Below are 25,139 nucleotides of genomic sequence, written 5' to 3' on the forward strand. Positions count from 1 at the left end.
CCGGTTCGCGGACATCAACGGCGACGGCCGGGCCGACTACCTGAACGTTAACGACGACAGTTCGGTCCAGGCGTGGCTCAACGGCGGGCCCAACCCCAAGGAACCCACCGGCAGCAGCAGCAACTGGCTGTGGTACCCGCAGGGGACCATCGCCAGCGGAGTCGGCGCGACAGGTACTCGGGTCCGCTTCGCGCCGCTCTACGGGACACGCTCCGCCGACTACGTCCTCCTGGGCAGCGGCGATGGCGTGAACTACGACAGCTCCGCTCAAGTTTGGCAGAACGGCGGTCCCAACCCCAAGGAACCCGCCGGCAGCGACTGGCTGTGGCACCCGGGCGGGACGGTCGCCAGCGGAGTCGGCGTCGACGGCGCACGCATCCAGTTCGCCGACCTCAACAACGACGGCCGGGCCGACTACCTCGATGTCGACCCTCAGAACGGCGCCACCCGGGCCTGGATCAACTACGGCTGAAGACCACGGCTGGGAACCGTCTCACGACCGGATCCCCTCCAGCAGTGATAGATGGACGCGGTGACCATGACCGCGCTTCCACGGGAAACGACGATCAAGGACATTCATGAAACTGACAGTCAGAACCGCGGCAATAGGAGCAGTCCTCGCGGCCACCGCCGTACTGGCGGGCCCGGGAACCGCATCGGCTGACGATCCCATGGGCAGCTGTATGGCAGGTAAGGTCTGCCTCTACGACGGCCACAACAACACCGGGGACATCCTGCAGCTCGGTGCGGCGGACAACCGCAACATCGGCGCGGCGTGGAACGATCGGGCCGGTTCGCTGTGGAATCGCACTGATCGTTTTGTGTGCGTCTGGACCGATGAGAACTTCCGCGGCCACTATTGGGGCATCGGGCCGGGCAAGATCCAGGAACTTCTTTTCGAGTACGACAACGCGGTGACCAGCATCGAGGTCCACTACGGCGAGGGCTGCGGGGGCTGAGCCGACTAGGACCTGTCCTGGCGATCATCCGGTAGGGCTCCTCAGTGATATTTTGACCGGAATCGCGGGAGGGACGGGCGAATCCGTGGACAGTGACCTGCGGCGTGCGGTGGTCGTGACGCTCGGCGAACTTGGGCGAAGCGATGACTGGCGTGACCGGGCGGATGCCGGTCACAGCCTGGCAGGGTTCGCGGAGATGCCGGAGGCCGTGGCGCCGCTGCTGAGCCTTGTGCTTGACCGCGGTGACACCTTCGTCACCCGGCGGACCTCGCAGGGCTTGCTTCGGCGAAAGGACAGGGTCGGACTGGCGATAGTCGCGTCCGCACTGGCAGTCGCCAACGACAACCACGCCGACTACATCCACACCGCGATCGTCGATGTTTTCAGCATCTTCTCGGACGATCTGGACGAGACACTGCGGCTATGCGAGGAGATGTCGGGCGACACCGACGATCGGGTTGCCCGGGGGGCCCGTCGGCTGCACGAAACCCTTGCAGCGATCGATCCCGTTCTCCGCCCCTCGTAGCGAGGGTTCGACCGATGGTGTGAGGGTGCACATCCTTGACGGCAGGGGGGAGCGAGGAGCATGTTGTCGGCTCAGTGCCACGGAGCCGATCATGCTCGGAGCCAGATCGTGAGAGCTGCCGCGGTGGCTGTGCCGAGGTAGACGTAATGGCGCTTGTCGTAGCGGGTGGCTACCGCCCGGTGCTGCTTCAACCGGTTGATAGCCCGTTCGACGGTGTTCCGTTTCTTGTAGCGCTTCTCGTCGAAGCCAGGCGGCCTCCCGCGGCGTGAGCCTTTGCGCAGGCGGGCGGCCTGGCTGTCGGTCTTCTCCGGGATCGTGTGTCGGATGCCCCGGTGCCGCAGGTACTCGCGGCACGGTCCGTTGCTGTATGCCTTGTCGGCGGCGACACTGTCAGGCTTCTTGCGGGGCCTGCCCGTCCCCGACCTCGGGACGCGGATCTTCTCCAGCACTGGGATGAACTGAGTGCAGTCCGCCCGCTGCCCTGCGGTGACAATCAAGGACAGCGGGCGGCAGTGACCGTCGGCACTCAGCCGTGGTTTGGCCAGCTCGGGACACGAAGAAGCCCCTGACCTGCGTTTCCGCAGGTCAGGGGCTTCCCCTTCAAGGGTGAGTAACGGGACTTGAACCCGCGACATCCTGGACCACAACCAGGTGCTCTGCCAGCTGAGCTATACCCACCATGTCGTCCGGTCGCTTTCCTGACCGGCCGAGAAAAAGTGTACAGGGTCCGAGCGGGTGCTCGCGCCCCAGTTCTTCAGGAACGGTGCACGGGCCCCGGAGGGCCCGTGACCTGCGGGTGTGCGCCTACTGGCCGGCGGCCGGCGTGTGGCGCGCCGCGATCTCCTTGGCGCGGGCCGAGTCCGGGCCGGGCTGCGGCACGAAGACGGCGTCCCGGTAGTAGCGCAGCTCCGTGATGGAGTCGCGGATGTCGGCCAGTGCCCGATGGTTGCCGTTCTTGTCCGGACTGTTGAAGTACGCCCTCGGGTACCAGCGGCGCGCCAGCTCCTTGACCGAGGACACATCGACGATCCGGTAGTGGAGGTAGCCCTCCAGCGACGGCATGTCACGCGCCAGGAAGCCCCGGTCGGTGCCGACCGAGTTTCCGCACAGAGGGGCCTTGCCCGGCTCCTTCACGTGCTCGCGGACGTACGCCAGGACCCGTTCCTCCGCGTCGGCCAGGGTCGTGCCCCCGGCCAGCTCGTCGAGGAGGCCCGAGGCGGTGTGCATCTGCCGCACCACCTCGGGCATGGTCTCCAGGGCCGCGTCCGGCGGGCGGATCACGATGTCCACCCCTTCGCCGAGCACGTTCAGTTCCGAGTCGGTGACCAGTGCGGCCACCTCGATGAGTGCGTCGTCCGTCAGCGAGAGCCCGGTCATCTCGCAGTCGATCCACACCATGCGGTCGTTCATGGGCCCCACCCTACGGGGCGCTGCGCTGCCCCGGCAGGGCCGGGCGGCCCGGAACATACGCCTCGGGACCCGGTCCGAGGCGCTCCGCGGGGCCGCCTGGAGCGGCCGTCGCGGTGACCGGCGACGGACCGGCCGAGGACGCCGCGGCGGCCCGCCGGCTCGACGACGCCGTGCCCTGGGCGGGCACGGACGTCTCCAGCACCGTGGTGACGCTCTCCAGCGCCCCGCCCTGCGGACGGCGGGCCCGGTAGGCGGCCCGGTACGCGGCGGGCGAGGAGCCCAGCTGGCGGCGGAAGTGCCCGCGCAGCGCGACCGGCGAGCGGAAGCCGCAGCGGCCCGCGACCTCGTCGACGGAGTAGTCGGAGGTCTCGAGCAGCCGCTGCGCCTGCAGCACGCGCTGGGTGATGAGCCACTGGAGCGGTGCGCTGCCGGTGAGCGAACGGAACCTGCGGTCGAAGGTCCGCCTGCTCATGTAGGCACGCGCGGCCAGCGTCTCCACGTCGAACTGCTCGTGGAGATGCTCCAGCGCCCAGGCCACAACCTCGGCGAGCGGGTCGGAGCCGATCTCCTCAGGTAAAGACCTGTCGAGGTAGCGCTCCTGACCGCCACTGCGCCGCGGCGGTACGACGAGCCGGCGGGCCAGGGCCCCTGCCGCCTCGGTGCCGTGGTCGGTACGGACTATATGGAGGCACAGATCGATTCCGGCCGCCGTTCCGGCCGAGGTGAGCACGTCGCCGTCGTCGACGAACAGCTCACGCGGATCGACGTGCACCGACGGATAGCGCTTGGCCAGCGTCGGTGCGTACATCCAGTGCGTGGTGGCCGGGCGGCCGTCCAGCAGGCCGGCCGCGGCGAGGACGAAGGCCCCCGTGCAGAGACCGACGATGCGGGCGCCCTCCTCGTGGGCGCGGCGCAGCGCGTCCAGGGCCTCTGCCGGCGGCGGGGAGGTGATGGACCGCCAGGCGGGCACCACGACGGTGCCGGCCCTGCTGATCGCCTCCAGGCCGTACGGCGCGCTGAGTTCGAGGCCGCCGGTGGTGCGCAGCGGTCCCTCCTCGCCCCCGCAGACCAGCAGGCGGTAGCGCGGAACTCCCGCGTCCTGCCGGTCGATTCCGAAAACTGAGAGCGGAATGGAGCTCTCGAAGATAGGGCCCCCACTGAACAGCAGTACGGCTACGACTTCCCGGCGTCGCCGCCCGGTCAGTTTCCGTGCGGCCTCCGTTGCGGTGGCGGAGTCCTGGCTCATGACGCTAAGCCCCCCTCGGTGTTCGCGTCTTCCTGGTCCCTACGGGCCTGTCGCTCCTGCACGTTTCCCCTCGGTCTCGCACGCGTCCCCAGTCCTCGACACTCATGATCGAATCTACTGCGTCCCGCGGTGCCGACGTGACACGTTCCCCCACCGGCACTATGTCGACAAGGCAACTTGGCGCGAAGCGTTCGATCACGAAGCGTTTCACCCGTGAGCCCCACAGGGAAGTGCGCATCGCGATCATGGCCGGGCTCCGTAGGGTCAAAGCGTACCGCGCGGTCTATTCCTGCCTGGTGGCACACAGGTTGGGCGGCTGTGGCACCAAGGGAAAAGGGTGGGGGCGAAGTTGGCTGAAAACCGATGGTTGCGTGCGCGTATTCCAGTCATACGACCGGCGCACGCCCCCTGGCCCCAGGAGCCTCCGTGCGCCTCTGGGGCCCCTCGCGGCCGTCCGGACTCCGGAGATGGACGGTGTGCAGTCGCGCGGTGGCGTGGTGTGACGGTCCGCTCCGGAGGGACGGGTGGCACATTCGGCCGCCCCGGCGGGGCCGGCACGGGCGCCGGCCGGACACGGTGACCGGAACCCGTAGCAGCGTCCACGAGCTGGATGTACGACGCAACCGGCATTGCCATACGGGGGCGGAGTCCGGCATGCTCCCTCCATCGCCGCCTGCGATGTGCGAGGGCTGGGCAGTGGAGGAGTGGCGCCGTACCCTTGGGGGTAGGGGGTTGGGAAGATGTTTCCCGGACACAGCTTCACCGCTCGCAGGTACACCTCCAAACCGCTCCCTCCTCACGAGGACTCTCTTCGCCGAGACACCGATGGCCGGTCACGAAATCCCTGAACCCGCAGACCGCAAGCAGGTAGCCGACCCCGGGTCGGAACCGCAGACGGTCGGAGAGTCGCGCCCTTCCTGCGATCCCGCCTTCCGGCATGGTGTCGTGGTCGGATTCGACGGCTCCATGTCGAGCGAACGAGCCCTCGCGTACGCCATCGGCATGGCGCACCGGCACGGCTCCGGGCTCATCATCGTCCATGTGGCCAACCGGCTGCCGACCACGGTCTGGGCCGGCTGCGAGCCGCCCGTCTTCGTCGACGTCCCCGACCACCGCACCGAGGTCCTCGGTCTGGAGCTGGCGTGCGCCGACTATCTCGCCGAGGTGCCCTGGGTCCTCGTGGAGCGCGGCGGTGACATCTGCCACGAGCTGGAGGAGGTCGGCCGGGAGTATTCGGCCGACGCGATCGTCGTCGGCTCGACGCACGGCATCGTGGGCCGCATCTTCGGATCCGTGGCCGGCCGTCTCGCGCGCCGCGCCCAGCGCCCGGTCATCGTCATCCCCTGAGTTCCCTGAGTTCCCCGAGTTCCCCGAGCCGAGTACGCCGGAAGGCCCCTGACGCGCCGTCAGGGGCCTTCCGTGTGCCCGCCCGTGGCCGGGCGGGCGGTCTTCGCGGCTCGATCGGCTACTCGACGGTGACCGACTTCGCCAGGTTGCGCGGCTTGTCGATGTCACGGCCCATGGCCAGCGCCGTGTGGTAGGCGAGCAGCTGCAGCGGGATGCCCATCAGGATCGGGTCCAGCTCGTCCTCGTTCTTCGGGACGACGATCGTGTGGTCGGCCTTCTCCTGCTCGCGGTGGGCGACGGCGAGGATGCGCCCGCTGCGGGCCTTGATCTCCTCCAGCGCGGCGCGGTTCTTCTCCAGCAGGTCGTCGTCCGGGACGATCGCGACGGTGGGGAGCGCCGGCTCGATGAGCGCGAGCGGCCCGTGCTTGAGCTCCGAGGCGGGGTAGGCCTCGGCGTGGATGTACGAGATCTCCTTGAGCTTCAGAGAGGCCTCCAGCGCGACGGGGTAGCCCCGGACGCGGCCGATGAACATCATCGACTGCGCGCCCGCGTACTCCTCGGCGAGCTTCTTGATCTCGTCCTCGGACTCCAGGATCTGACCGATCTGCTCCGGCAGCCTGCGCAGCCCCTCGATGATCCGCTTGCCGTCGGAGACCGACAGGTCGCGGATGCGGCCCAGGTGCAGGGCGAGCAGCGCGAAGGCCACGACGGTGTTGGTGAAGCACTTGGTGGAGACGACGCAGACCTCGGGGCCGGCGTGGACGTACATGCCGCCGTCCGCCTCGCGGGCGATCGCCGAGCCGACGACGTTCACGACGCCCAGGACGCGCGCGCCCTTGCGCTTGAGCTCCTGCACGGCCGCCAGCACGTCGTACGTCTCACCGGACTGCGAGACCGCGACGTACAGGGTGTCGGGGTCCACGACCGGGTTGCGGTAGCGGAACTCGGACGCGGGCTCCGCGTCCGCGGGGATGCGGGCCAGCTCCTCGATGAGGCCGGCACCGATCAGACCCGCGTGGTACGAGGTGCCGCAGCCGAGGATCTTGATCCGGCGGACCCCGCGCGCCTCGCGGGCGTCCAGGTTCAGCCCGCCCAGGTGCACCGTGGAGAAGCGGTCGTCGATGCGGCCGCGCAGCACGCGGTCCACGGCGTCGGCCTGCTCGGAGATCTCCTTGTGCATGTACGTGTCGTGGCCGCCCATGTCGTACGACTCGGCCTCCCACTCCACGGTGGTCGGCGTGGCCGTCGTGGTCGAGCCCTCCGTGGTGTACGTACGGAAGTCGTCGGCCTTGAGGGTGGCCATCTCGCCGTCGTCCAGGGTGACGATCTGGCGGGTGTGCGTGACCAGGGCGGCCACGTCGGAGGCGACGAACATCTCCTTCTCGCCGATGCCGAGCACGACCGGGGAGCCGTTGCGGGCGACGACGATGCGGTCGTTGAAGTCGGCGTGCAGGACGGCGATGCCGTACGTGCCCTCGACGGACTTCAGCGCCTCGCGGACCTTCTCCTCCAGCGTGAGCGCCTGCGAGCGGGAGATCAGGTGGACCAGCACCTCGGTGTCGGTCTCGGAGAGGAAGACGACGCCGTCCGCGACGAGCTTCGCGCGGAGCTCGGAGGCGTTGTCGATGATGCCGTTGTGGACGACGGCGACCTTGTTCTCCGCGTCCAGGTGCGGGTGGGCGTTCTCGTCGCTCGGGGCGCCGTGCGTGGCCCACCGGGTGTGGGCGATGCCCGTGGTGCCGGCGAACCGCTTGGGTACCCGGGCCTCCAGCTCGCGGACCCGGCCCTTGGCCTTGACCATCTTCAGGGCGCCGGGCTTCCCCGCCGGGGCCTTGCCCGTGATGACGATGCCCGCGGAGTCGTACCCCCGGTACTCCAGCCGCTGCAGCCCTTCCAGCAGCAGCGGAGCCACGTCACGCTTCCCGATGTAACCGACGATCCCGCACATGGATTCTCTGCCCCTCCATCGACGTACAAAAGTCCGGTGCCCGGCCCGTCCCGCTCAGCCGTAGACGATGCGGCGCAGCTGGCGGAGCGAGAGCTCCTGCGGCGCCACCGCGCGGTGCGGCAGCTCGGCTGCGATCCGCTCGAAGATCTCCGTGTTCACCAGGCCGCCCGCCTGCATCTCGCGGTGGCGGCGCCGGACGAAGTCCTCGGTCGTCTCGTCGAAGTACGCCAGCACGTCGAGGATCACCCGGGCGGCCTCGCCGCGCTGGAGCGCGGTGGAGCGTACGAGGTGGTCGATGAGGTCGTCATGCGTAGGGCGGCGTTCGAGCACTCGTCGATAGTGCGTGGATCGGGGTCGCTACGCAAGAAATCTGCCCGATATCGGGCAGGAATCTCATCCAGTGGGGCCAGTATGGCGGAAATGTCCCGTACGTTCTCATCCGGCCCCGCCCGGAGCGGGCGGGGCCGGACGCCGGGCTCAGTACTCCGCGATCGGGTTCCGCAGCTTCCCGGTGAGCTGGAGTGCGCCCGCCGGGTCCTCCAGGTCGACCATCTGCTGGTTGTCACGCAGCTGCAGCCGGTTCAGGCAGGACAGCGCGAACTCCTCCGTGAACATGTCGTACTGCTCGAACTTGTCCGAGAGGTACGGCACGGAGTCCTGGTAGCCCCTGACGCACGCCGCGACCGTCCGCCAGAAGGTCTCCTCGTCGAGGACCCCCTCCGTGGCCAGGTCCGCCCCCAGGAAGCGGAGGAAGCAGTCGAAGACATCGGTGAGGACCGACAGCAGCTTCATGTCCTCGGGGACGTCGGCGCGGATCCGCTCGACCTGGGGCGGCAGCACCGCGTCCGGGTCCATGACCGCGATCTCCTCGGCGATGTCCTTGAAGACCGTCCGGCGCACGACGCCGTCCTCGATCACCAGGATCACGTTCTCGCCGTGCGGCATGAACACCAGGTCGTACGCGTAGAAGCTGTGCAGCACAGGCACCAGGTACGCGTCCAGGTACCGCCGCAGCCAGTCCGCCGGACCGAGGCCCGACTCGGCGATCAGCGCGCCCGCCACCGAACGGCCCTCCGCGTCGGTGTGCAGCAGTGAGGCCATCGTCGCCAGCCGCTCGCCCCCGGCCAGGGACGGCACGGGGCTCTCCCGCCAGAGCGCGGCGAGCATCTTCAGGTACGGCGACCCCTTGGCGGTGGCCGCCTCGTAGGCCTGGTGGCGGTAGCCGATGGCGGCCCGCTCCCGGATGATCGAGAAACCGGCCCCGCGCAGCAGCTCGTCGCGTTCGATCAGACCGGCCAGCCAGTCGTTGATCGCGGGCGTCGCCTCCATGTACGCGGCGGAGAGCCCCCGCATGAAGCCCATGTTCAGCACGGACAGCGCCGTCTTGACGTAGTGCTTCTCGGGGTGGGAGGCGTTGAAGAACGTACGGATCGACTGCTGGGCCAGATAGGAGTCCTCGCCCTCACCCAGGCAGACCAGGTGCTGCTGCGCCACCTCGCCGGCGAAGGTGACGGCGAGCTTGTTCCACCACTGCCAGGGGTGGACCGGGATCAGCAGGTAGTCGTCGAGGTCGAGCCCGAGGTCCTTCATCCGCGCGCCGAACCTCGCCCGGGTCTCCTCGCTGAGCTCCCCGGCGATCAGCGTGGAGTAGTCCAGCCCCGCGCCCGCCGTGAAGGTGGCGCGATCACGCCGGGCGGCCAGCCAGACCAGGCTGATTCCGGACGCCGCCTCCGGGGCGTACGCGCGATAGGCGTCGACCCCGAAGCCGAGCCGCCCGTTGTTGGCGACAAAACAGGGGTGCCCCTCGGTCATGCCCGTCTCGACGGCCTGGAAACCGGCCACGGCGAGCTCGGCGGCGGTGGTCGGTTCCTTGGTCAGTTTGTACGCGGTTCCGGCCAGCGTGGAGGAGATCTCCTCCAGGTACACGGGGAGGACCTCGGCCGACAGCCCCAGTGTGGAGCGCAGCTCGATGAAGAACTCCAGCGCGTCCAGCGGCAGGTCCGAGCCGTGCCGGTGCCGGGTGATCGACGCGGCGTCGACCTGCCAGTGGTCCAGGGCGAAGCGGCCGGCGGCGAAGCGGTACTCGACCGTCCCGTCGTCGCCGCGCACGCTCCAGCGGCCGTCGCCGAGCGGGGCCGGGGCCAGCAGCCGCTCGTGGGAGAACTCGGCCAGCGCCTTGCGGATCAGCAGCCGGTTGGCGACGGCCCAGCGCTCGGGGGTCAGGTGGCCGACGGCTGCGGCGGTGGCGGTGTACGTGGTCATCGGTCGGCTCCAGTGGTCGCGGCCTCGAACTGCTCGCGGGTGCAGGTGCTGAGCAGGGCTTGTTTCTCCGGCTTGGTGATCTCGCGGACCACCTCGAAGCCGACCGTCTTGTTCAGTGCCTGCACCGCGGTGTTGGTGACGTCCGGTTCGACGACGACCCTGCGCACCTGCGGGTCGGCGAACAGCGCCTCCATGACGGTGGTGATCACGGCCCGGGTGAAGCCGTGCACCGGGTTCTCGGGCGGGGCGACCAGGAAGTGCATCCCGACGTCGCCGGGCTCCGCCTCGTACAGCCCCTTGAGCTCGACCTCGGTGGGGTCGTAGCGCTCCATCAGGAAGGCGGGCACCCCGTCGTGCAGCCCGATGAAGGCGTCGTGGTGCGGGTGCGCGGCTATCGCCATGTACTCCCGCTCGACGTCCTCCAGCCGGGCGTCGCCCATCATCCAGAAGGCCGCCCTGGGGTGGGTGACCCAGGCGTGCACCACTTCGGCGTCGGACCGGTGGCCCGGCCGGCCGGGGGAGGGGTCCAGGGGGCGCACGGTGAACGCCCCGATCGTTTTCGTGCTGGTCATGCTGCGAACTCCTGGAAGGCGACGGACTTCTCGACCGGGTAGTACTCGCGGCCGAGCAGTTCGCCGATGATGTAGGCGTTGCGGTAGGCGCCCATGCCCAGGTCGGGCGAGGTGACCGAGTGGGTGTGCACCGCCGCGTTCTGCAGGAAGATCCCGCGCCCGGTGGTGTCGATGCTGTAGTTGCGGGCCACGTCGAAACGGCCCCGGGAGTCGTGCCGGATCCGGTCGGTGACGGGCTCCAGGAAGGCGGGCGCGGTGTACCGGTAGCCGGTGGCGAGGATCAGGCCCTCGCTGTCGAGCTCGTACTCCCTGCCCTGCTCCTCCTGGCGGAGACCCAGCGTGTACGTCCCCGTCGACTCCTCGTAACGCGCGCTGCTCAGCGCCGAGTTGGTGAGGAGGCGGGTGGGTACCGGGCCCGGCAGGTTCTTCTGGTAGAGCAGGTCGAAGATCGCGTCGACCAGCTCGCCGTCGATGCCCTTGAAGAGGCCCTTCTGGCCGGCCTCCAGCCGGTAGCGGGTGTCCTCGGGCAGGGCGTGAAAGTAGTCCACGTAGTCCGGCGAGGTCATCTCCAGCGTGAGCTTGGTGTACTCCAGCGGGAAGAAGCGCGGGGAGCGCGTCACCCAGTTCAGCCGGTAGCCGTACACGTCGATCTCGGAGAGCAGGTCGTAGTAGATCTCCGCCGCGCTCTGCCCGCTGCCCACCAGGGTGATGGACCTCTTGGCCTGCAGATTCGCCTTCTCCTGCAGATAGCGGGAGTTGTGCAGGAAGTCGCCGCCGAGGCCCTCGCAGGCCTCCGGGATCTGCGGCGGGGTGCCGGTGCCCAGGACGAGACGGCGGGCGCGGAAGGCCCTGTCGGCGGTGCGGACGGTGTACAGCCCGTCGCCCTCACTGTACGTAACAGACTGTACGGTTTGGTTGAATCGGATACTGCTCAGTCGGGCCGCCGCCCACCGGCAGTAGTCGTTGTACTCGGTGCGCAGCGGGTAGAAGTTCTCCCGGATGTAGAACGAGTAGAGCCTGCCCCGCTCCTTCAGGTAGTTCAGGAAGGAGTACGGGCTGGTCGGGTCGGCCATCGTGACCAGGTCCGACATGAACGGCGTCTGGAGATGGGCCCCTTCGAGGAACATCCCGGAGTGCCACTCGAAGTCCGGCTTGGACTCCAGGAACACCCCGTTCAGCTCCTCGACGGGCTCGGTCAGGCAGGCGAGTCCGAGGTTGAACGGACCGAGCCCGATCCCGATGAAGTCGTACGGAGCGGCGAGGGGCTCAGGAAGCGCGGTCAAGGGACTCTCCCAGGTACTGCTCGGCGTGGCCGGCGATCAGGTCGAGGACGGCGGAGATGTCGGCCGCGGTCGTCTCGGGGTTGAGCAGGGTGAACTTCAGGTACTGGCTGCTGCCGACCTTCGTGCCCGCGACCACGGCCTCACCGGAGGCGAAGAGGGCCTTACGGGCGTGGAGGTTGGCCCGGTCGATGTCGCCGGGCGTCCTGACGCGGGCCGGGACGTAGCGGAACACCAGGGTGGAGAGGCTGGGTTCCACGACGACGTCGAAGCGCGGGTCGGCGGCCAGCATCCGCCAGCCCTCGGCGGCCAGGTCGCACACCTCGTCGAACAGCTCGCCTACACCGTCCGCGCCCATGGTGCGCAGGGTCATCCACAGCTTGAGCGCGTCGAACCTGCGGGTGGTCTGCAGGGACTTGTCCACCTGGTTGGGGATGCGCTCCTGGACGGTCCGCTCGGGGTTGAGGTACTCCGCGTGGTACGTCGCATGGCGCAGGGTGGACCGGTCGCGCACCAGCACCGCGGAGGAACTCACCGGCTGGAAGAAGGACTTGTGGTAGTCCACGGTGACCGAGTCGGCGCGCTCGATGCCGTCGACGAGCCCGCGCCGGGTGGGCGAGGCGAGCAGCCCGCAGCCGTAGGCGGCGTCGACGTGCATCCAGGTGGCGTACCGCTCGCAGAGCGCGGCGATCCCGGGCAGCGGGTCGATGGAGCCGAAGTCCGTGGTGCCCGCGGTGGCGACGACCGCCATCGGGACGGCGCCCTCGGCCTCGCAGCGTTCGAGGGCCGCCGCCAGCGCGACGGTCTGCATGCGCTTCTCGCGGTCGACCGGGACGGACACCACGGCGTCGGGGCCCAGGCCGAGGAGCTTGGCGGACTTCTGGACGCTGAAGTGGCTGCACTCGGAGGTCAGGATCCGCAGCCGGGAGAACTCCTCGGGGCGGACTTTGGCCTCCTCCCGGGCCAGCAGCAGCGCCTGCAGATTGGACTGTGTGCCGCCACTGGTGAAGACGCCGTCGGCCGCCGGGCCGAGGCCGATGCGCTCGGCCGTCCAGTCGATCAGCCGGCGCTCGATCAGGGTGCCGCCCGCGCTCTGGTCCCAGGTGTCCAGGGAGGAGTTGACGGCGGAGAGCACGGCCTCGCCGACCACGGCGGGGATGACCACGGGGCAGTTGAGGTGGGCGAGGTAGCGGGGGTGGTGGAAGTACACGGCGTCGCGGAGGTAGACCTCGCCGAGCTCGTCCAGGACGGCAGCCGTGTCGCCGAGCGGCCGGTCGAGGTCGATGGCGTCGATGACGGGAGTGAGCCCGTCGACGCCTATGCCGCTGAACGGCTGCTCCGTGGCAGCGAGTCGGGCCGCGACCTGTTCGACTCCCGCGGTGACGGAGCGACGGTAGTCCTCCGCCGTCGTGTGGTTGAGCAGGTGGGAACGCATGTGGGGGGCCTCCCGGGTAGAGCGTCGCCGCGGCCCTCCGGGCAGAAAAATGGGGGGACGAGGGCCGCGACGGTTAAGTTAGGCAAGCCTAACCTGACGACTTTCGCGGTCCTCGTCCCCCTGGGTCCCGTCACAGGAACCCCACAAGAGACGCGGGTGCGTTACGCGGCCACCCGTGCCGCTTCCTCCCTCAGCTGTTCCTCGCTCAGTCCACGCCGCCAGTAGCCGACGAAGGTGACGCGGCGGCGGTCGAACCGCCTCTCCTGGACGAAGTGGCGGCGCAGCGCCCTCACTCCGGACGACTCGCCCGCGATCCAGACGTACGGGTCACCCTCGGGCAGTTCGGCGGCGCGCACGGCCTCCACGGCGGAGGGCGCGCCCTCGTCCCGTACGAGCCAGGTGATGCGGGCGTCGGCCTCGGTGCGGATCTCCAGCCGGTCCTGCGTGTGCGGGACCTCCAGCCAGACCCTGGCCCTGACCCCGGCGGGCAGCCACTCCAGCGCGGCCGACGCGGCGGGCAGCGCGGTCTCGTCGGCGCAGATCAGCACGGATGTGGCGTCCTGCGGCGGCTGGAAGCGGATCCCGTTGTTGTCCGCACCCGTGGGGCCCAGCACGGTGAGCCGCTGCCCCGGCGCGGCGGCCTCCGCCCAGCGGCAGGCCGGGCCGCCGTCCTTGTGCAGGGCGAAGTCGATGTCGATCTCGGTCGAGCCGTCCTCGGCGAACCGCTGGGCGCGGACGGTGTACGACCGCATGACCGCCCGGACGTCGGGGGACAGGGCCCGCCAGGCCGGGAACCACTCACCGTTCCCGTCGACCGGGACGACGGCCTCGGCCTGGCCCGGATGCGGCAGGAAGATGGAGAGGCTCTGGTCCCGGCCCCCGGCGACGAAGCCGTCGCTTCCGGGGCCGCCGAGCGTGACTCTCCGCATGGACGGGCTCAGCCTGCTGGTCCTCAGGACCGTCAGGTCGAAGAACCGGAACGGGGCGACGGCGGTTGCGGTGGCGGTCGTCATGCGAGGGTCCTCCCGGGAACCGGAACGGCGAGGGCCCTGCCGGGAATCGCTCCCGGCAGGGCCGGAGGGGTCAGCTGACCTTCTTGGCCTTCTCGATGGCCTCGGCGAGGGCGTCGAGGATCGGCGCGCACTTGTCGTAGGAGTAGATGGGCTCCGTCGTACGCGGGACGATCTGGCCGGCCTTGACGGCGGGCAGCTGCGCCCAGGTCGGCTTCGAGGTCAGGGCGTCGGGCTGCAGGGCCGAGGAACGGTTGTCCATCATGATGATGTCGGCGTCGTACTTGTCGACGTTCTCCCAGCTCAGCTCCTCGAAGAAGCCGGCCTCGTTGACCTTCGGCTCGACGAACTGCACGCCGAGCTCCTGGAAGTACAGGGTGTCCGCGGACGTCTTGGCGAGCGAGACGTAGAACAGGTCCTGGCTGGCCGAGCCGATCAGGACCTTGATGTTCGGCTGGGACTTGGCGGCGGCGCGCAGCCGGGCCGCGGCCTTCTCGAACGCGGCCTTGGCGTCGGTGACCTTCTTGGCCTTGACGTCGGCGCCGAGGGAGGCGGCGAGGTCCTCGTGACGCTGGATCGCCTTCGGCATCGTGGTCTGCGCGGCCCACAGGGCGACGCTCGGGGCCAGCTTGAGGATCTTGTCCTTGGACTGGTCCGGCACGTACCAGAGGGCGTCCTTCTCCCACATGGCGGTGACGAGGAGCTCCGGCGCGAGACCGGCGTACTTCTCGACGTTGAACTCGCCCCAGACGTTGCCGAGCACCTCGACCTTGTTGATGTCGAGGTCACCGGCCTGGACGTCGGCCTTGCCGTCGGAGGTCTTCGTCGGACCGAAGACGCCCTTGACCTCGACGCCGTAGTCGTGGAGCGCGGCGGCGACACCGATGAACGCGACGATGTTCTTCGGTGCGGACTCGGCCTTCGCCGTCTGCCCGCGGTCGTCCTTGAAGGACCAGGGGCCGGATTTCTCCGCGCCCGAACCCGAGGTGGAGCTCTTCTCGTCACCGTCGCCGCAGGCGGCGAGAACGGCACCGAGACCGACGGCGCCACCGGCGGCCAGCAGGCCGCGGCGGGAGAGTGGGCTGGTCCGGAGGTTGGACATGAGTGGGTCTGCTTTCGTACGCGCCCCAGGGCGCCCGCTGACGATTCGAGGGAAGGCTAGCCTAACCTCACATATCGTGGACAGGGAGGGCAAGGGAGAGCGGCCGTTCCGTTACTGGCCACAACGGAAAGCCGCAACGTAAAGCCGCAACGTAAAGCCGCCTCCCCCCGACCGGGGAAGGCGGCTGCCGCGCGGCCGGCTCAGCCGGCGGTCGGCTGGAGGCGCGGGTCCCGTGTGTGCCTCAGGCGTCCATGCCCAGCTCGCGGGCGATCAGCATGCGCTGGACCTCGCTCGTGCCCTCGCCGATCTCCAGGATCTTGGAGTCGCGCCACATCCTGGCCACCGGGTACTCGTTCATGAAGCCGTACCCGCCGTGGATCTGAGTCGCCTCACGGGCGTTGTCCACCGCCACCGTCGAGGAGTACAGCTTCGCGATCGCCGCCTCCTTCTTGAACGGCTCGCCGGCCACCAGCCGCGAGGCCGCGTCGCGCCAGCCGATCCGGGCCATGTGTGCCCGGGTCTCCATGTCCGCGATCTTGAACTGGATGGCCTGGTTGGCTCCGATCGGCTTCCCGAAGGCGTGCCGCTCCTTCGCGTACTTCAGCGACTCGTCCACACAGCCCTGCGCCAGGCCCGTCGACAGCGCCGAGATGGCGATCCGGCCCTCGTCCAGGATCCGCAGGAACTGCGCGTACCCGCGGCCCTCTTCGCCCAGCAGGTTCGCCGCGGGGACGCGGACGTCGGAGAAGGACAGCTCGCGGGTGTCCGAGGCGTTCCACCCGACCTTGGAGTACGGGGCGGCCACCGTGAAGCCGGGGGTGCCCGACGGGACGATGATCGCGGAGATGCGCGGGGCGCCGTTCTCCTTGCGGCCGGTGACCGCCGTGACCGTGACCAGCTCGGTGATGTCCGTACCGGAGTTGGTGATGAAGCACTTGGAGCCGTTGATCACCCACTCGCCGGTGGCCTCGTCCAGCACGGCCGTCGTGCGGGTGCCGCCCGCGTCCGAGCCGCCGTCCGGCTCCGTCAGCCCGAACGCGCCGAGCGCCTCGCCCGCGCAGAGCTTCGGCAGCCACCGCTGCTTCTGCTCCTCGGTCCCGAAGCGGTAGACCGGCATGGCGCCGAGCGAGACCCCGGCCTCCAGTGTGATCGCCACGGACGAGTCGACCCGGGCCAGCTCCTCCAGGGCGATCCCGAGGGCGAGGTAGTCGCCGCCCATGCCGCCGTACTCCTCAGGGAAGGGCAGGCCGAACAGGCCCATCCGGCCCATCTCCCGCACGATCTCGTACGGGAACTCGTGGCGCTCGTAGAAGTCGCCGATCTTCGGGGCGATCACATCGTGTGCGAACTCCTCGACGGTGCGGCGCAGTTCCTCGTGCTCGGCGGTCAGCCGGTGGTCAAGGGACATCGGTGCTTCACTCCTTGTGGGACAGCGCGCGGACGGTACGGGACGGGCTCGGTCGGCCCAGTTGTTCGGCCATCCACACGCTGGTGGCGGTGAGTGCGCCGAGATCGACCCCGGTGTCGACACCGAGGCCGTCGAGCATCCACACGAGATCCTCGGTGGCGAGATTTCCGGTGGCGCTCTTCGCGTACGGGCAGCCGCCGAGGCCGCCCGCCGAGGCGTCCACCGTCGTCACCCCGTGCTGGAGCGCGGCCAGGGTGTTGGAGAGTGCCTGGCCGTACGTGTCGTGGAAGTGCACCCCGATCGTGCCGGTGGGGACCCCCGCCTCGTTCAGCGCGGCCAGCAGCGCCGTCACATGGCCCGGGGTGGCCACCCCGATCGTGTCGCCGAGGGAGAGCTCGTCGCAGCCGAGGTCCTCCAGCGCCTTCGCGACCCGGACGACCTGCGCGACGGGCACGGCGCCCTCCCACGGGTCGCCGAAGCACATCGACAGATAGCCGCGCACATGGACGCCCGCCGCCTTCGCCCGGGCCACGACCGGCTCGAACATGGCGAGCGACTCGTCCACCGTGCGGTTGAGGTTGCGGGCGGCGAACGTCTCGGTCGCCGAACCGAACACGGCGATCCGGCGGGCCCCGAGCGCCAGCGCCCGGTCCAGGCCGCGCTCGTTCGGCACGAGGACGGGCAGGGCGACCTCCTCCCCGAGTCCGTCCAGCAGCGGGAAGAGCTGCTCGGCGTCGGCCAGTTGGGGCACCCACTTCGGGTGGACGAAGCTGGTCGCCTCGATCGTGGTGAGCCCGGCCGCCGCGAGCCTGCGGACGAACTCCGCCTTCACCTCGGTCGGTACGACGGACTTCTCGTTCTGCAGCCCGTCGCGGGCGCCGACCTCGTGGATACGGACCCGGGCGGGCAGCCCCGGCGCGGGCACCGTCATGGGCAGTCCGGCAGCGGTCACGACTCCTCCTTCGGGGCCACCACGGCCAGGATCTGGTCCATGGCGACCGTGGCACCGGCGGTGACGTCCAGTTCGGTGACGGTCCCGGCGTGCGGGGCGGAGATGACGTGTTCCATCTTCATCGCCTCGACGACCAGCAGGCTCTGCCCGGCCACGACCTCGTCGCCGACCGCCACCTTCACCACCGTGACGGTCCCGGGCATGGGCGCGGCGAGCGTGTCGGCGCCCGAGCGGGCGGCGCCGCTGAGGGACGCCTCCACCGGGTCGTGGTCCTGGACGTGCCAGGTGTCGCCGTCACGGCCGAGCCAGACCCCTTCCGGGGACACGGCCCGGCTGAACGTATGCGTCAGGCCGTCGAGTTCGACGACGACACGCCGCCCGTCCGCCTCGACCAGCCGCGACCTCTCCGCGCCCGGCAGCGACGGCACCGGACCGCATGCGTCCGCCGTCTCCTCCCGGTCCCCGGCGTGGCCGAAGGTCAGCGCGGCCGTGCCCCCGGCGCCCGTACGCAGACCCACGCGCACCGGGTCGTGGCCCGGGACGCGGAAGTGGTGGAAGGTTTCCGCGGGGGTGCCGCCGAGGCGCCAGCCGCTGGGTACCGAGAACGGATCGACCCAGCCGGCCGTGTGCGCGGGGGACGGCTGCCGCAGCAGCGCCGCCGCCGCGTACACCTCCTCCGGCACCCCGTCCGGCACCAGGCCGTCCGCTTCCCGCTCGACGAGCCCGGTGTCCAGGTCGCCCGCGGCCACCGCCGGATGGGCCAGCAGCCGCCGCAGGAACCCGGCGTTCGTCGGGACGCCCAGCACCACCGTGTCCGACAGCGCCGCCCGCAGCCGGCGCCGCGCGGTCGCCCGGTCGGGGCCGTACGCGATGACCTTCGACAGCATCGGGTCGTACGTGCTGCCGACCGGGACGCCCTCGCTGAGCCCCGAGTCCGTGCGCACCCCGCCGCCCTGCGGCTCGTGCAGCGCGAGGACCGTGCCGCCGGACGGCAGGAAGCCGCGCGCCGGGTCCTCCGCGCAGACCCGGGCCTCGACGGCGTGCCCGGTGAGGGTGATGTCGGCCTGGCCGTACGGGAGTTGTTCGCCGGAGGCGACCCGCAGCTGCCACTCCACCAGGTCGAGCCCGGTGATCAGCTCGGTGACGGGGTGCTCGACCTGGAGACGGGTGTTCATCTCCATGAAGTAGTACGAGGACGGGTCGCTGCCCGGGACGATGAACTCGACCGTGCCCGCGCCGACGTACCCGCAGGACCGCGCCGCCTGCACGGCCGCCTCGCCCATCGCCGCCCGGGTCGCCTCGTCGAGCAGGACCGAGGGCGCCTCCTCGATGATCTTCTGGTGGCGGCGCTGGAGCGAGCACTCGCGCTCGCCGAGGTGCACCACGTTGCCGTGGCCGTCGGCCATGACCTGGATCTCGATGTGGCGCGGCCGGTCGATCCACCGTTCCACCAGGAGCGTGTCGTCGCCGAACGAGGCCCGCGCCTCACGCCGGGCCGCCGCGATCTCGTCGGCGAGCAGCGCCTCCTCGCGCACCAGTCGCATGCCCTTGCCGCCGCCGCCCGCCGAGGGCTTCAACAGCACCGGCATCCCGATCTCCCGTGCCGCCTCTCCCAGTTGGGCGTCCGTGAGTCCGCTCCCCGAGGAGCCGGGCACCACCGGCACCCCGGCCGCGGCCACGGTCTCCTTGGCGCGGATCTTGTCGCCCATCAGCGAGATCGCCGGGGCGGGCGGGCCGATGAAGACCAGCCCCGCCTCCGCGCACGCCTGGGCGAAGCCCGCGTTCTCCGCGAGGAAGCCGTACCCCGGGTGGACCGCCTCGGCGCCCGTACGGCGGGCGGCGTCCAGCAGCCGCTCCACCGACAGATAGCTCTCGGCGGCCGGTGCGGGGCCGATCCGGACCGCCGTATCCGCCTCCCGTACGTGCCGGGCGTCCGCGTCGGCGTCGCTGAAGACGGCCACCGACCGCACCCCGAGCTCGCGCAGCGTCCGGATGACCCGGACCGCGATCTCGCCACGGTTGGCGACCAGAACAGTGCTGAACATGGAAGTCCTCACATCACATCCGGAAGACGCCGAACTGGGGGTCGCCCAGCGGGGCGTTGGCACACGCGGTCAGGGCGAGACCCAGCACCTGCCGGGTCTCCGTCGGGTCGATCACACCGTCGTCCCAGAGCCGGGCGGTGGCGTAGTAGGCGTTGCCCTGCTGCTCGTACTGCGCGCGGACCGGATCCTTGAAGGCCTCCTCGTCCTCGGCGGGCCACTCCTCGCCGCGCCCCTCGATCTGGTCGCGCTTGACGGTGGCCAGCACGGAGGCGGCCTGCTCGCCGCCCATGACCGAGATCTTGGCGTTGGGCCACATCCACAGGAAGCGCGGCCCGTACGCCCGGCCGCACATGGAATAGTTCCCCGCGCCGTACGACCCGCCGACCACCACCGTCAGCTTCGGGACCCTGGTGCACGCCACGGCCGTAACCATCTTGGCGCCGTGCTTGGCGATGCCCCCGGCCTCGTAGTCACGGCCGACCATGAAGCCGGAGATGTTCTGCAGGAACACCAGCGGGATGCCGCGCTGGTCGCACAGCTCGATGAAGTGGGCGCCCTTCTGGGCGGACTCCGAGAACAGGATCCCGTTGTTGGCGACGATGCCCACGGGATGGCCGTGGATCCGGGCGAAGCCGGTGATCAGCGTCTGGCCGTACTCCGCCTTGAACTCCTGGAAGCGGGAGCCGTCCACCACCCGGGCGATGACCTCCCGCACGTCGTAGGGCGTACGGGAGTCGACCGGCACCGCCCCGTACAGCCCCGAGGGGTCCGCCTTCGGCTCCTCGGCGGGCTCGACGGTCCAGGGGAGCGGTGCGCGGCCCGGAAGCGTCGCCACGATGTTCCGTACGATCCGCAGCGCGTGCGCGTCGTCCTCGGCGAGGTGGTCGGTGACCCCGGACGTACGGGAGTGGACCTCGCCGCCGCCCAGCTCCTCCGCCGTCACGACCTCACCCGTGGCCGCCTTCACCAGCGGCGGGCCGCCCAGGAAGATCGTGCCCTGGTTCCGGACGATGACGGCCTCGTCGCTCATCGCCGGGACGTACGCCCCGCCGGCCGTGCAGGAACCCAGCACCGCCGCGATCTGCGGGATGCCCGCGCCGGACATCCGGGCCTGGTTGTAGAAGATACGGCCGAAGTGGTCCCGGTCGGGGAAGACCTCGTCCTGCATCGGGAGGAACGCGCCGCCCGAGTCCACCAGGTACAGGCACGGCAGCCGGTTCTCCAGGGCCACCTCCTGGGCGCGGAGGTGCTTCTTCACCGTCATCGGGTAGTACGTGCCGCCCTTGACGGTCGCGTCGTTGGCGACGATCACGCACTCCCGGCCGCTGACCCGGCCGATCCCGGCGATCACCCCGGCGGCCGGCGCCGCGCCCCCGTACAGCCCCTCGGCCGCGAGCGGCGCGAGCTCCAGGAAGGGCGAGCCCGGATCGAGCAGCATGTCCACCCGCTCCCGGGGCAGCAGCTTGCCGCGCGCCACATGCCGGGCGCGGGCCTTCTCACCCCCGCCGAGCCGTGCCGTGGCGAGCCGCGTGCGCAGCTCCTCGGCGAGCGCGTGATGCGCCGCCTCGTTGGCCTGCCAGGCCTCCGAGGCGGGATCGGCCGCGCTCACCAGGACCGGTGCCTGCTGCATCCTGTCGAGCCCCCTTGCCCGTACCGCAGTAGTCGATCAGAGTTAATGAGCGTTAACGCGTGACGCTCAGGTTAACGAGCGCTAACCCGCCTGTCTAGAATGAATCCTCATGAGCACCCATGCCGCCGCCCGTGTCGCGGCTCCCACCCGCCGCGAGCAGATCCTCAGGGAGGCCGCCCGCCTCTTCGCCGAGCGCGGTTTCCACGGTGTCGGGGTCGACGAGATAGGGGCGGCGGTCGGTATCAGCGGCCCCGGCCTCTACCGCCACTTCCCCGGCAAGGACGCGATGCTCGCCGAGCTGCTCGTCGGCATCAGCGAGCGCCTGCTGGCCGGCGGGAAGCTGCGCGTCACCGAGGGCGGCGCCTCCCCGAGCGGCTCCCCGGACTCGCTCCTGGACGCCCTCATCGAGGGCCACATCGACTTCGCCCTGGACGACCGGCCCCTGATCACCCTGCACGACCGCGAGCTGGACCGCCTGCGCGACACCGACCGCAAGCGCGTGCGCCAGCTCCAGCGGCAGTACGTGGAGGTCTGGGTTGAGGCCGTCCGCGCCCTCTACCCCTCCCTCCCGGAGAGCGAGGCCCGGGTCACCGTCCACGCGGTCTTCGGCCTGCTGAACTCCACCCCCCACCTGACCCGCCCCGAAGCGCTCCCGGACCGTACGGCCACGGCGGCGCTGCTGCACCGGCTGGCGAGGGGTGCCTTCGAGGCTGCGGCGTCGTAGATTCCGGGGGCCGCCCGGGCGCCTTTCCCGGCCGGGGAATTCCGCCGTACGAGACGCCGGGCACACAGCGCGTCGCCGACGGCACAATGGGTGCATGCCGATACCCAGCCGCGCCGCCCTCGTCGAGCACCTCGTCCGCACCCGCATCGCGGGCGACGTCGCCACCCCACGCGACAACAACCTCTCCCACTACCGCCAGCTCGCCAACGGCAACCGCCACTTCTGGCTGGGGCTGGAGCTCGGCGACCGCTGGGTGGACGAGCAGGACGTGCTGGCCGTGATGGCCGAGAGATGCGGCGTCAACGACGACCCGGAGCACCGGCAGGGCCAGGACACCATCGACCCGGAGCTGACGGTCGACGCCCTCGACCGGATGGCCGCACGGCTGCGCAAGGCGGCGGCCGACGGCGAGCGGGTGCTGCTCGCGACCGGCCACCCCGGCGGGCTGCTCGACGTGCACCGTCAGACCGCGAACGCCCTGCGGGCCGCCGGATGCGAGATCGTGCGGATCCCCGGCGGCCTGATGGCGGACGAGGGCATGGTCTTCCAGTTCGCCGACGTCGCCGTGCTGGAGCGCGGCGCGACCCTGTGGCACACCCACTCACCGGTCCCGATGGCCGCCATCCTGGACGGCCTGGAGCGCGAGGGCCGGCCGCAGCCCGACCTGGTGGTGGCCGACCACGGCTGGGCGGGATGCGCCGGGCAGCGCGGGATCGACTCGATCGGTTACGCGGACTGCAACGACCCCGCGCTGTTCCTCGGGGAGGCGGAGGGCACGCTCCAGGTCACCGTGCCGCTGGACGACCACGTCGCCGACCCGCGCTACTACGACCCGATGACCGACTACCTGCTGGACGCGGCCGGACTGCTCCCCTCCACCGACCGGGCGTAGGGCGCCGCCCGCTCACGCGGGTGGGCCACGCCCGGCCGGCAGGCTCAGGGGCGCAGGCGTACGGGCAGCGACCGGTGGCCGTTGCTGATCAGCGAGGCCACCGGTCCCATGTCCCCCGCTTCGGGGGCGATCTCGGCGTCGGGGAAGCGGTCGAAGAAGGCGCTCAGCGCGATCTCCGCCTCCATCCGGGCCAGCGCCGCCCCGAGGCAGAAGTGGATCCCGTGCCCGAAGGCGAGGTGTTCCTTGGTGATCCGGGTGACGTCGAAGACGTCCGGATCGTCGTGCCAGCCGGGGTGGCGGTTGGCCGCCGCGTAGGAGGCCAGGATCGCCTCGCCCTTGACGATGATCCGCCCGTCGGGCAGCGGGACGTCGGCGACGGCGTACCGCAGGGGCAGGTGTTTGACCGGGGGCGAGTGGCGCAGCGTCTCCTCCACGACGTCCGACCACGACGCGCGGCCCGCCCGGACATGGGTGAGCTGGGCGGGGTCGGTCAGCAGGAGTGTGACGGCCTGGTCGATCAGGTTGACCGTGGTCTCGTAGCCGGCGTTGATCATCAGGAGCAGCGTGTCGCGCAGCTCCTCCTCGGCCAGCCCCTCCCCGTCGGCGCCGGCCTCGCCCAGGGAGATCAGCACCGACGCCACGTCATCGCCCGGCTCGGCCCGCTTGGCGGCGATGAGGGCGTCGAGCATCCCGTACAGCTGCGCGGCGTTGGCGGCGGCCTCCTCGGGGGTCAGCGTGGTGGCGAACACGTCGTTGACGAGGACGCGGAACTCGTTGGCCTGTTCGTCGGGAACGCCCAGGAGGCGCCCGATGACCGTGATCGGCAGCGGATACGCGAACCGGTCGCGCAGATCGACCACCTCACCGCGGGGCGTGCTCTCCAGGCCGTCGAGCAGCCCGTCCACGAGGGACTCGACGGTCGGCCTCAGCGCGGCGATGCGCCGGGCGCTGAACGCCGGGGCGACTATGCGGCGCAGGCGGCGGTGCTCGCCTCCGTACGCGGTGAACATGTTCGTGGCGGCGACCCACAGGGCCAGCGGCCACGACCGGACCGCCTCCTCGAAGCCCGGCCAGTGCTGCCGGGCGTCCTTGGAGACGTCCGGGCTGGTCAGAAGCTCCTTCAGAAGGGCGGGATCGGAGACCGACCAGGCCTCCACGCCGAGTATGTCGATACGGACCGCGGGGCCCTGGGCGCGTAACAGCTCGTGCTCGGCGTCCGCGTCGTGGGCGGCGGGGTCGAGGACGAGGGGGGCAGGAGGCTGGGACACGGCCGGTACTCCTCGGTGAGGGAAAAGATCGGCAGGGTCCTACCCCACCCGGGGTGTGCGGACCCCACCTCTCGCCTTACTCCCGCATTCCGGTCCGCGACGGCACGTGTGCCCCGCGCCTCCCTCAGTCGCCGGAGCGCGCCGCCGCCCGCTGTGCGCGTCCCGGCGTCGGGTCCAGATACACCCGCTGGATCGACGGGTAGCGCTCCCGCAGCTGCTGCTCCGCCTCCTCGCACGCCCACTCGATCTGCGCGGCCGTCGCCGCGTCCCGGAAATCGATCTTCGCGGCGATGAGCAGCTCCGAGGGGCCCTGGATCAGCGTGGTCAGCTCCACCACCTCGACGATGTGCGGCACGGACAGCAGCTCCTCGCGCACCCCGGCCCGCATGTCGGCGGGGATCGGCCGGCCGATCAGCAGCTGGGCGTTGGACCGGCAGAGCACCCACGCCACGTACACCAGCAGTACGCCGATGAGGACCGAGGCGATGCCGTCCCAGACCCCGGAGCCCGAGAGCTGCCCGCCGAGCAGGCCGCCGGCCGCCAGCAGCAGCCCCACCAGCGCCGCCGAGTCCTCCATGACCACGGCCTTGACCGCCGTGTCGGGGGTGCGGTGCAGATAACGCGGCGCGGGCATCCGCAGCCGCGCGGCCGCACCGCGCACCTGCCGGACACCCGTGCGCAGCGAGAAGCCCTCCAGCAGGAAGGCGACCGCCAGCACGAGGTACGAGATGAGCGGATCGCCGAGCTCCTCGCCCCGCAGCAGGGTGTGGATGCCGTCGTACAGGGAGAACACCGCGCCGCCGACGAACGTCGCGACGGCGGCGAGCATCGCCCAGATGTACCGCTCGGGGCCGTAGCCCAGCGGGTGGTCCTCGTCGGCGGGCTTCTCGCTGCGCTTGAGCGCCGTGAGGAGCATGACCTCGGTGACGGTGTCGGCGACCGAGTGCGCGGCCTCCGACAGCATCGCGCTCGAACCGCTGATCAGCCCCGCCACCAGCTTCGCCAGTGCGATGCCGAGGTTGGCGGCCGCCGCGACGACGACGGTGAACGTGGACTCGCCGCCGCCGCCGGTCTGCCCGTCACTCCTGGCGTCACTCGCGGCATCACTCGTGGCGTCATTCAT

At 70.5% G+C, this 25,139-nt stretch carries 22 protein-coding genes, 1 tRNA gene and 1 pseudogene; 6 read left to right on the plus strand and 18 right to left on the minus strand.

Features of this window, described 5'->3' with window-relative positions:
* The 3 genes and pseudogenes from ACIRD8_RS14430 to ACIRD8_RS14440 form a co-directional block, all read left to right on the plus strand.
* Positions 1-472, plus strand: a pseudogene (locus tag ACIRD8_RS14430) (hypothetical protein); the annotation flags it as partial.
* A 106-nt stretch (positions 473-578) separates the two neighbouring features.
* Positions 579-959 carry a peptidase inhibitor family I36 protein gene (locus tag ACIRD8_RS14435; RefSeq protein WP_403990182.1) on the plus strand — a complete coding sequence of 127 codons (381 nt, stop codon included), beginning with the start codon at positions 579-581 and terminating at the stop codon, positions 957-959.
* Between the two features lie 85 nt (positions 960-1,044).
* Complete coding sequence (locus ACIRD8_RS14440) at positions 1,045-1,485, plus strand: hypothetical protein (RefSeq protein WP_403990184.1); 441 nt, start codon at positions 1,045-1,047, stop codon at positions 1,483-1,485.
* A gap of 89 nt (positions 1,486-1,574) precedes the next feature.
* On the opposite strand, the gene ACIRD8_RS14445 is transcribed toward ACIRD8_RS14440, so the two are convergent.
* The 4 genes from ACIRD8_RS14445 to ACIRD8_RS14460 all read right to left on the minus strand — a co-directional run bounded on the left by ACIRD8_RS14445 (position 1,575) and on the right by ACIRD8_RS14460 (position 4,141).
* On the minus strand, positions 1,575-2,120 hold the full coding sequence (locus tag ACIRD8_RS14445; protein WP_403990186.1) for an IS5 family transposase: 546 nt from the start codon (positions 2,118-2,120) through the stop codon (positions 1,575-1,577).
* A tRNA-His gene (locus ACIRD8_RS14450) sits at positions 2,091-2,163 on the minus strand. The genes ACIRD8_RS14445 and ACIRD8_RS14450 overlap by 30 nt, the downstream gene beginning before the upstream one ends.
* 126 nt (positions 2,164-2,289) lie before the next feature.
* Positions 2,290-2,895, minus strand: coding sequence for an oligoribonuclease (gene orn / locus ACIRD8_RS14455; RefSeq protein WP_403990188.1), 606 nt, complete (start codon positions 2,893-2,895; stop codon positions 2,290-2,292).
* 10 nt (positions 2,896-2,905) lie between these two features.
* Positions 2,906-4,141: a helix-turn-helix domain-containing protein gene (locus ACIRD8_RS14460; protein WP_403990190.1), complete on the minus strand. Its 1,236-nt coding sequence runs from the start codon at positions 4,139-4,141 to the stop codon at positions 2,906-2,908.
* Positions 4,142-4,966: 825 nt separating this feature from the next.
* On the opposite strand from ACIRD8_RS14460, the gene ACIRD8_RS14465 reads away from it, so the two are divergent.
* Complete coding sequence (locus ACIRD8_RS14465; RefSeq protein ID WP_403990192.1) at positions 4,967-5,488, plus strand: universal stress protein; 522 nt, start codon at positions 4,967-4,969, stop codon at positions 5,486-5,488.
* 118 nt (positions 5,489-5,606) lie between these two features.
* On the opposite strand, the gene glmS is transcribed toward ACIRD8_RS14465, so the two are convergent.
* From glmS to ACIRD8_RS14525, 12 genes are all read right to left on the minus strand, one after another.
* Positions 5,607-7,436 carry a glutamine--fructose-6-phosphate transaminase (isomerizing) gene (gene glmS / locus ACIRD8_RS14470; RefSeq protein ID WP_403990194.1) on the minus strand — a complete coding sequence of 610 codons (1,830 nt, stop codon included), beginning with the start codon at positions 7,434-7,436 and terminating at the stop codon, positions 5,607-5,609.
* A 54-nt stretch (positions 7,437-7,490) separates the two neighbouring features.
* Positions 7,491-7,766 carry a hypothetical protein gene (locus ACIRD8_RS14475; RefSeq protein WP_099172741.1) on the minus strand — a complete coding sequence of 92 codons (276 nt, stop codon included), beginning with the start codon at positions 7,764-7,766 and terminating at the stop codon, positions 7,491-7,493.
* Positions 7,767-7,913: 147 nt separating this feature from the next.
* The gene (locus tag ACIRD8_RS14480) at positions 7,914-9,698 is read right to left on the minus strand and encodes an IucA/IucC family protein (RefSeq protein WP_403990196.1); all 1,785 of its coding nucleotides are present in this window, start codon (positions 9,696-9,698) and stop codon (positions 7,914-7,916) included.
* Positions 9,695-10,270, minus strand: a complete 576-nt coding sequence (locus tag ACIRD8_RS14485) for a GNAT family N-acetyltransferase (protein WP_403990198.1) — start codon at positions 10,268-10,270, stop codon at positions 9,695-9,697. Before ACIRD8_RS14485 ends, ACIRD8_RS14480 begins: the two co-directional genes overlap by 4 nt.
* Entirely contained in the window at positions 10,267-11,553 is a 1,287-nt protein-coding gene (locus ACIRD8_RS14490) for a lysine N(6)-hydroxylase/L-ornithine N(5)-oxygenase family protein (RefSeq protein ID WP_403990200.1), read from the minus strand. The genes ACIRD8_RS14485 and ACIRD8_RS14490 overlap by 4 nt, the downstream gene beginning before the upstream one ends.
* Entirely contained in the window at positions 11,537-12,985 is a 1,449-nt protein-coding gene (locus ACIRD8_RS14495; RefSeq protein WP_403990202.1) for a pyridoxal phosphate-dependent decarboxylase family protein, read from the minus strand. The genes ACIRD8_RS14490 and ACIRD8_RS14495 overlap by 17 nt, the downstream gene beginning before the upstream one ends.
* A 161-nt stretch (positions 12,986-13,146) precedes the next feature.
* Positions 13,147-13,998, minus strand: coding sequence for a siderophore-interacting protein (locus ACIRD8_RS14500; protein ID WP_403990204.1), 852 nt, complete (start codon positions 13,996-13,998; stop codon positions 13,147-13,149).
* A gap of 70 nt (positions 13,999-14,068) precedes the next feature.
* Positions 14,069-15,097 (minus strand): ABC transporter substrate-binding protein, encoded by a 1,029-nt coding sequence (locus ACIRD8_RS14505; RefSeq protein ID WP_403990206.1) that lies wholly within the window; start codon positions 15,095-15,097, stop codon positions 14,069-14,071.
* A 241-nt stretch (positions 15,098-15,338) separates the two neighbouring features.
* Positions 15,339-16,505, minus strand: a complete 1,167-nt coding sequence (locus tag ACIRD8_RS14510; protein WP_403990208.1) for an acyl-CoA dehydrogenase family protein — start codon at positions 16,503-16,505, stop codon at positions 15,339-15,341.
* A gap of 7 nt (positions 16,506-16,512) precedes the next feature.
* Positions 16,513-17,457: a hydroxymethylglutaryl-CoA lyase gene (locus ACIRD8_RS14515; RefSeq protein WP_403990210.1), complete on the minus strand. Its 945-nt coding sequence runs from the start codon at positions 17,455-17,457 to the stop codon at positions 16,513-16,515.
* The gene (locus tag ACIRD8_RS14520) at positions 17,454-19,502 is read right to left on the minus strand and encodes a biotin carboxylase N-terminal domain-containing protein (RefSeq protein WP_403990212.1); all 2,049 of its coding nucleotides are present in this window, start codon (positions 19,500-19,502) and stop codon (positions 17,454-17,456) included. Before ACIRD8_RS14520 ends, ACIRD8_RS14515 begins: the two co-directional genes overlap by 4 nt.
* 13 nt (positions 19,503-19,515) lie before the next feature.
* The gene (locus ACIRD8_RS14525; protein ID WP_403990214.1) at positions 19,516-21,132 is read right to left on the minus strand and encodes a carboxyl transferase domain-containing protein; all 1,617 of its coding nucleotides are present in this window, start codon (positions 21,130-21,132) and stop codon (positions 19,516-19,518) included.
* A 109-nt stretch (positions 21,133-21,241) separates the two neighbouring features.
* Between ACIRD8_RS14525 and ACIRD8_RS14530 the strand changes: the two genes are divergently transcribed.
* Positions 21,242-21,856, plus strand: a complete 615-nt coding sequence (locus ACIRD8_RS14530; protein ID WP_403990216.1) for a TetR/AcrR family transcriptional regulator — start codon at positions 21,242-21,244, stop codon at positions 21,854-21,856.
* A gap of 94 nt (positions 21,857-21,950) precedes the next feature.
* Complete coding sequence (locus tag ACIRD8_RS14535) at positions 21,951-22,748, plus strand: phosphatase (RefSeq protein ID WP_403990218.1); 798 nt, start codon at positions 21,951-21,953, stop codon at positions 22,746-22,748.
* Between the two features lie 44 nt (positions 22,749-22,792).
* Here the strand turns inward: ACIRD8_RS14535 and ACIRD8_RS14540 are convergent, their stop codons facing one another.
* Together ACIRD8_RS14540 and ACIRD8_RS14545 are read right to left on the minus strand one after the other, a co-directional pair.
* Positions 22,793-24,016 carry a cytochrome P450 gene (locus tag ACIRD8_RS14540; protein ID WP_403990220.1) on the minus strand — a complete coding sequence of 408 codons (1,224 nt, stop codon included), beginning with the start codon at positions 24,014-24,016 and terminating at the stop codon, positions 22,793-22,795.
* Between the two features lie 124 nt (positions 24,017-24,140).
* Positions 24,141-25,139: a cation diffusion facilitator family transporter gene (locus ACIRD8_RS14545; protein ID WP_403990222.1), complete on the minus strand. Its 999-nt coding sequence runs from the start codon at positions 25,137-25,139 to the stop codon at positions 24,141-24,143.

This window comes from Streptomyces sp. NPDC102451, from assembly GCF_044765485.1.
In the GTDB taxonomy this organism is placed as follows: domain Bacteria; phylum Actinomycetota; class Actinomycetes; order Streptomycetales; family Streptomycetaceae; genus Streptomyces.

Excerpts from the sequence above, each read along its gene's own strand:
- ACIRD8_RS14435 (WP_403990182.1), top strand. The coding sequence starts at position 579 with ATGAAACTGACAGTCAGAACCGCGGCAATAGGAGCAGTCCTCGCGGCC.
- ACIRD8_RS14445 (WP_403990186.1), bottom strand. The coding sequence starts at position 2,120 with ATGTCGCGGGTTCAAGTCCCGTTACTCACCCTTGAAGGGGAAGCCCCT.
- orn (WP_403990188.1), bottom strand. The coding sequence starts at position 2,895 with ATGAACGACCGCATGGTGTGGATCGACTGCGAGATGACCGGGCTCTCG.
- ACIRD8_RS14460 (WP_403990190.1), bottom strand. The coding sequence starts at position 4,141 with ATGAGCCAGGACTCCGCCACCGCAACGGAGGCCGCACGGAAACTGACC.
- ACIRD8_RS14465 (WP_403990192.1), top strand. The coding sequence starts at position 4,967 with ATGGCCGGTCACGAAATCCCTGAACCCGCAGACCGCAAGCAGGTAGCC.
- glmS (WP_403990194.1), bottom strand. The coding sequence starts at position 7,436 with ATGTGCGGGATCGTCGGTTACATCGGGAAGCGTGACGTGGCTCCGCTG.
- ACIRD8_RS14480 (WP_403990196.1), bottom strand. The coding sequence starts at position 9,698 with ATGACCACGTACACCGCCACCGCCGCAGCCGTCGGCCACCTGACCCCC.
- ACIRD8_RS14485 (WP_403990198.1), bottom strand. The coding sequence starts at position 10,270 with ATGACCAGCACGAAAACGATCGGGGCGTTCACCGTGCGCCCCCTGGAC.
- ACIRD8_RS14495 (WP_403990202.1), bottom strand. The coding sequence starts at position 12,985 with ATGCGTTCCCACCTGCTCAACCACACGACGGCGGAGGACTACCGTCGC.
- ACIRD8_RS14500 (WP_403990204.1), bottom strand. The coding sequence starts at position 13,998 with ATGACGACCGCCACCGCAACCGCCGTCGCCCCGTTCCGGTTCTTCGAC.
- ACIRD8_RS14505 (WP_403990206.1), bottom strand. The coding sequence starts at position 15,097 with ATGTCCAACCTCCGGACCAGCCCACTCTCCCGCCGCGGCCTGCTGGCC.
- ACIRD8_RS14510 (WP_403990208.1), bottom strand. The coding sequence starts at position 16,505 with ATGTCCCTTGACCACCGGCTGACCGCCGAGCACGAGGAACTGCGCCGC.
- ACIRD8_RS14520 (WP_403990212.1), bottom strand. The coding sequence starts at position 19,502 with ATGTTCAGCACTGTTCTGGTCGCCAACCGTGGCGAGATCGCGGTCCGG.
- ACIRD8_RS14525 (WP_403990214.1), bottom strand. The coding sequence starts at position 21,132 with ATGCAGCAGGCACCGGTCCTGGTGAGCGCGGCCGATCCCGCCTCGGAG.
- ACIRD8_RS14530 (WP_403990216.1), top strand. The coding sequence starts at position 21,242 with ATGAGCACCCATGCCGCCGCCCGTGTCGCGGCTCCCACCCGCCGCGAG.
- ACIRD8_RS14535 (WP_403990218.1), top strand. The coding sequence starts at position 21,951 with ATGCCGATACCCAGCCGCGCCGCCCTCGTCGAGCACCTCGTCCGCACC.
- ACIRD8_RS14545 (WP_403990222.1), bottom strand. The coding sequence starts at position 25,139 with ATGAATGACGCCACGAGTGATGCCGCGAGTGACGCCAGGAGTGACGGG.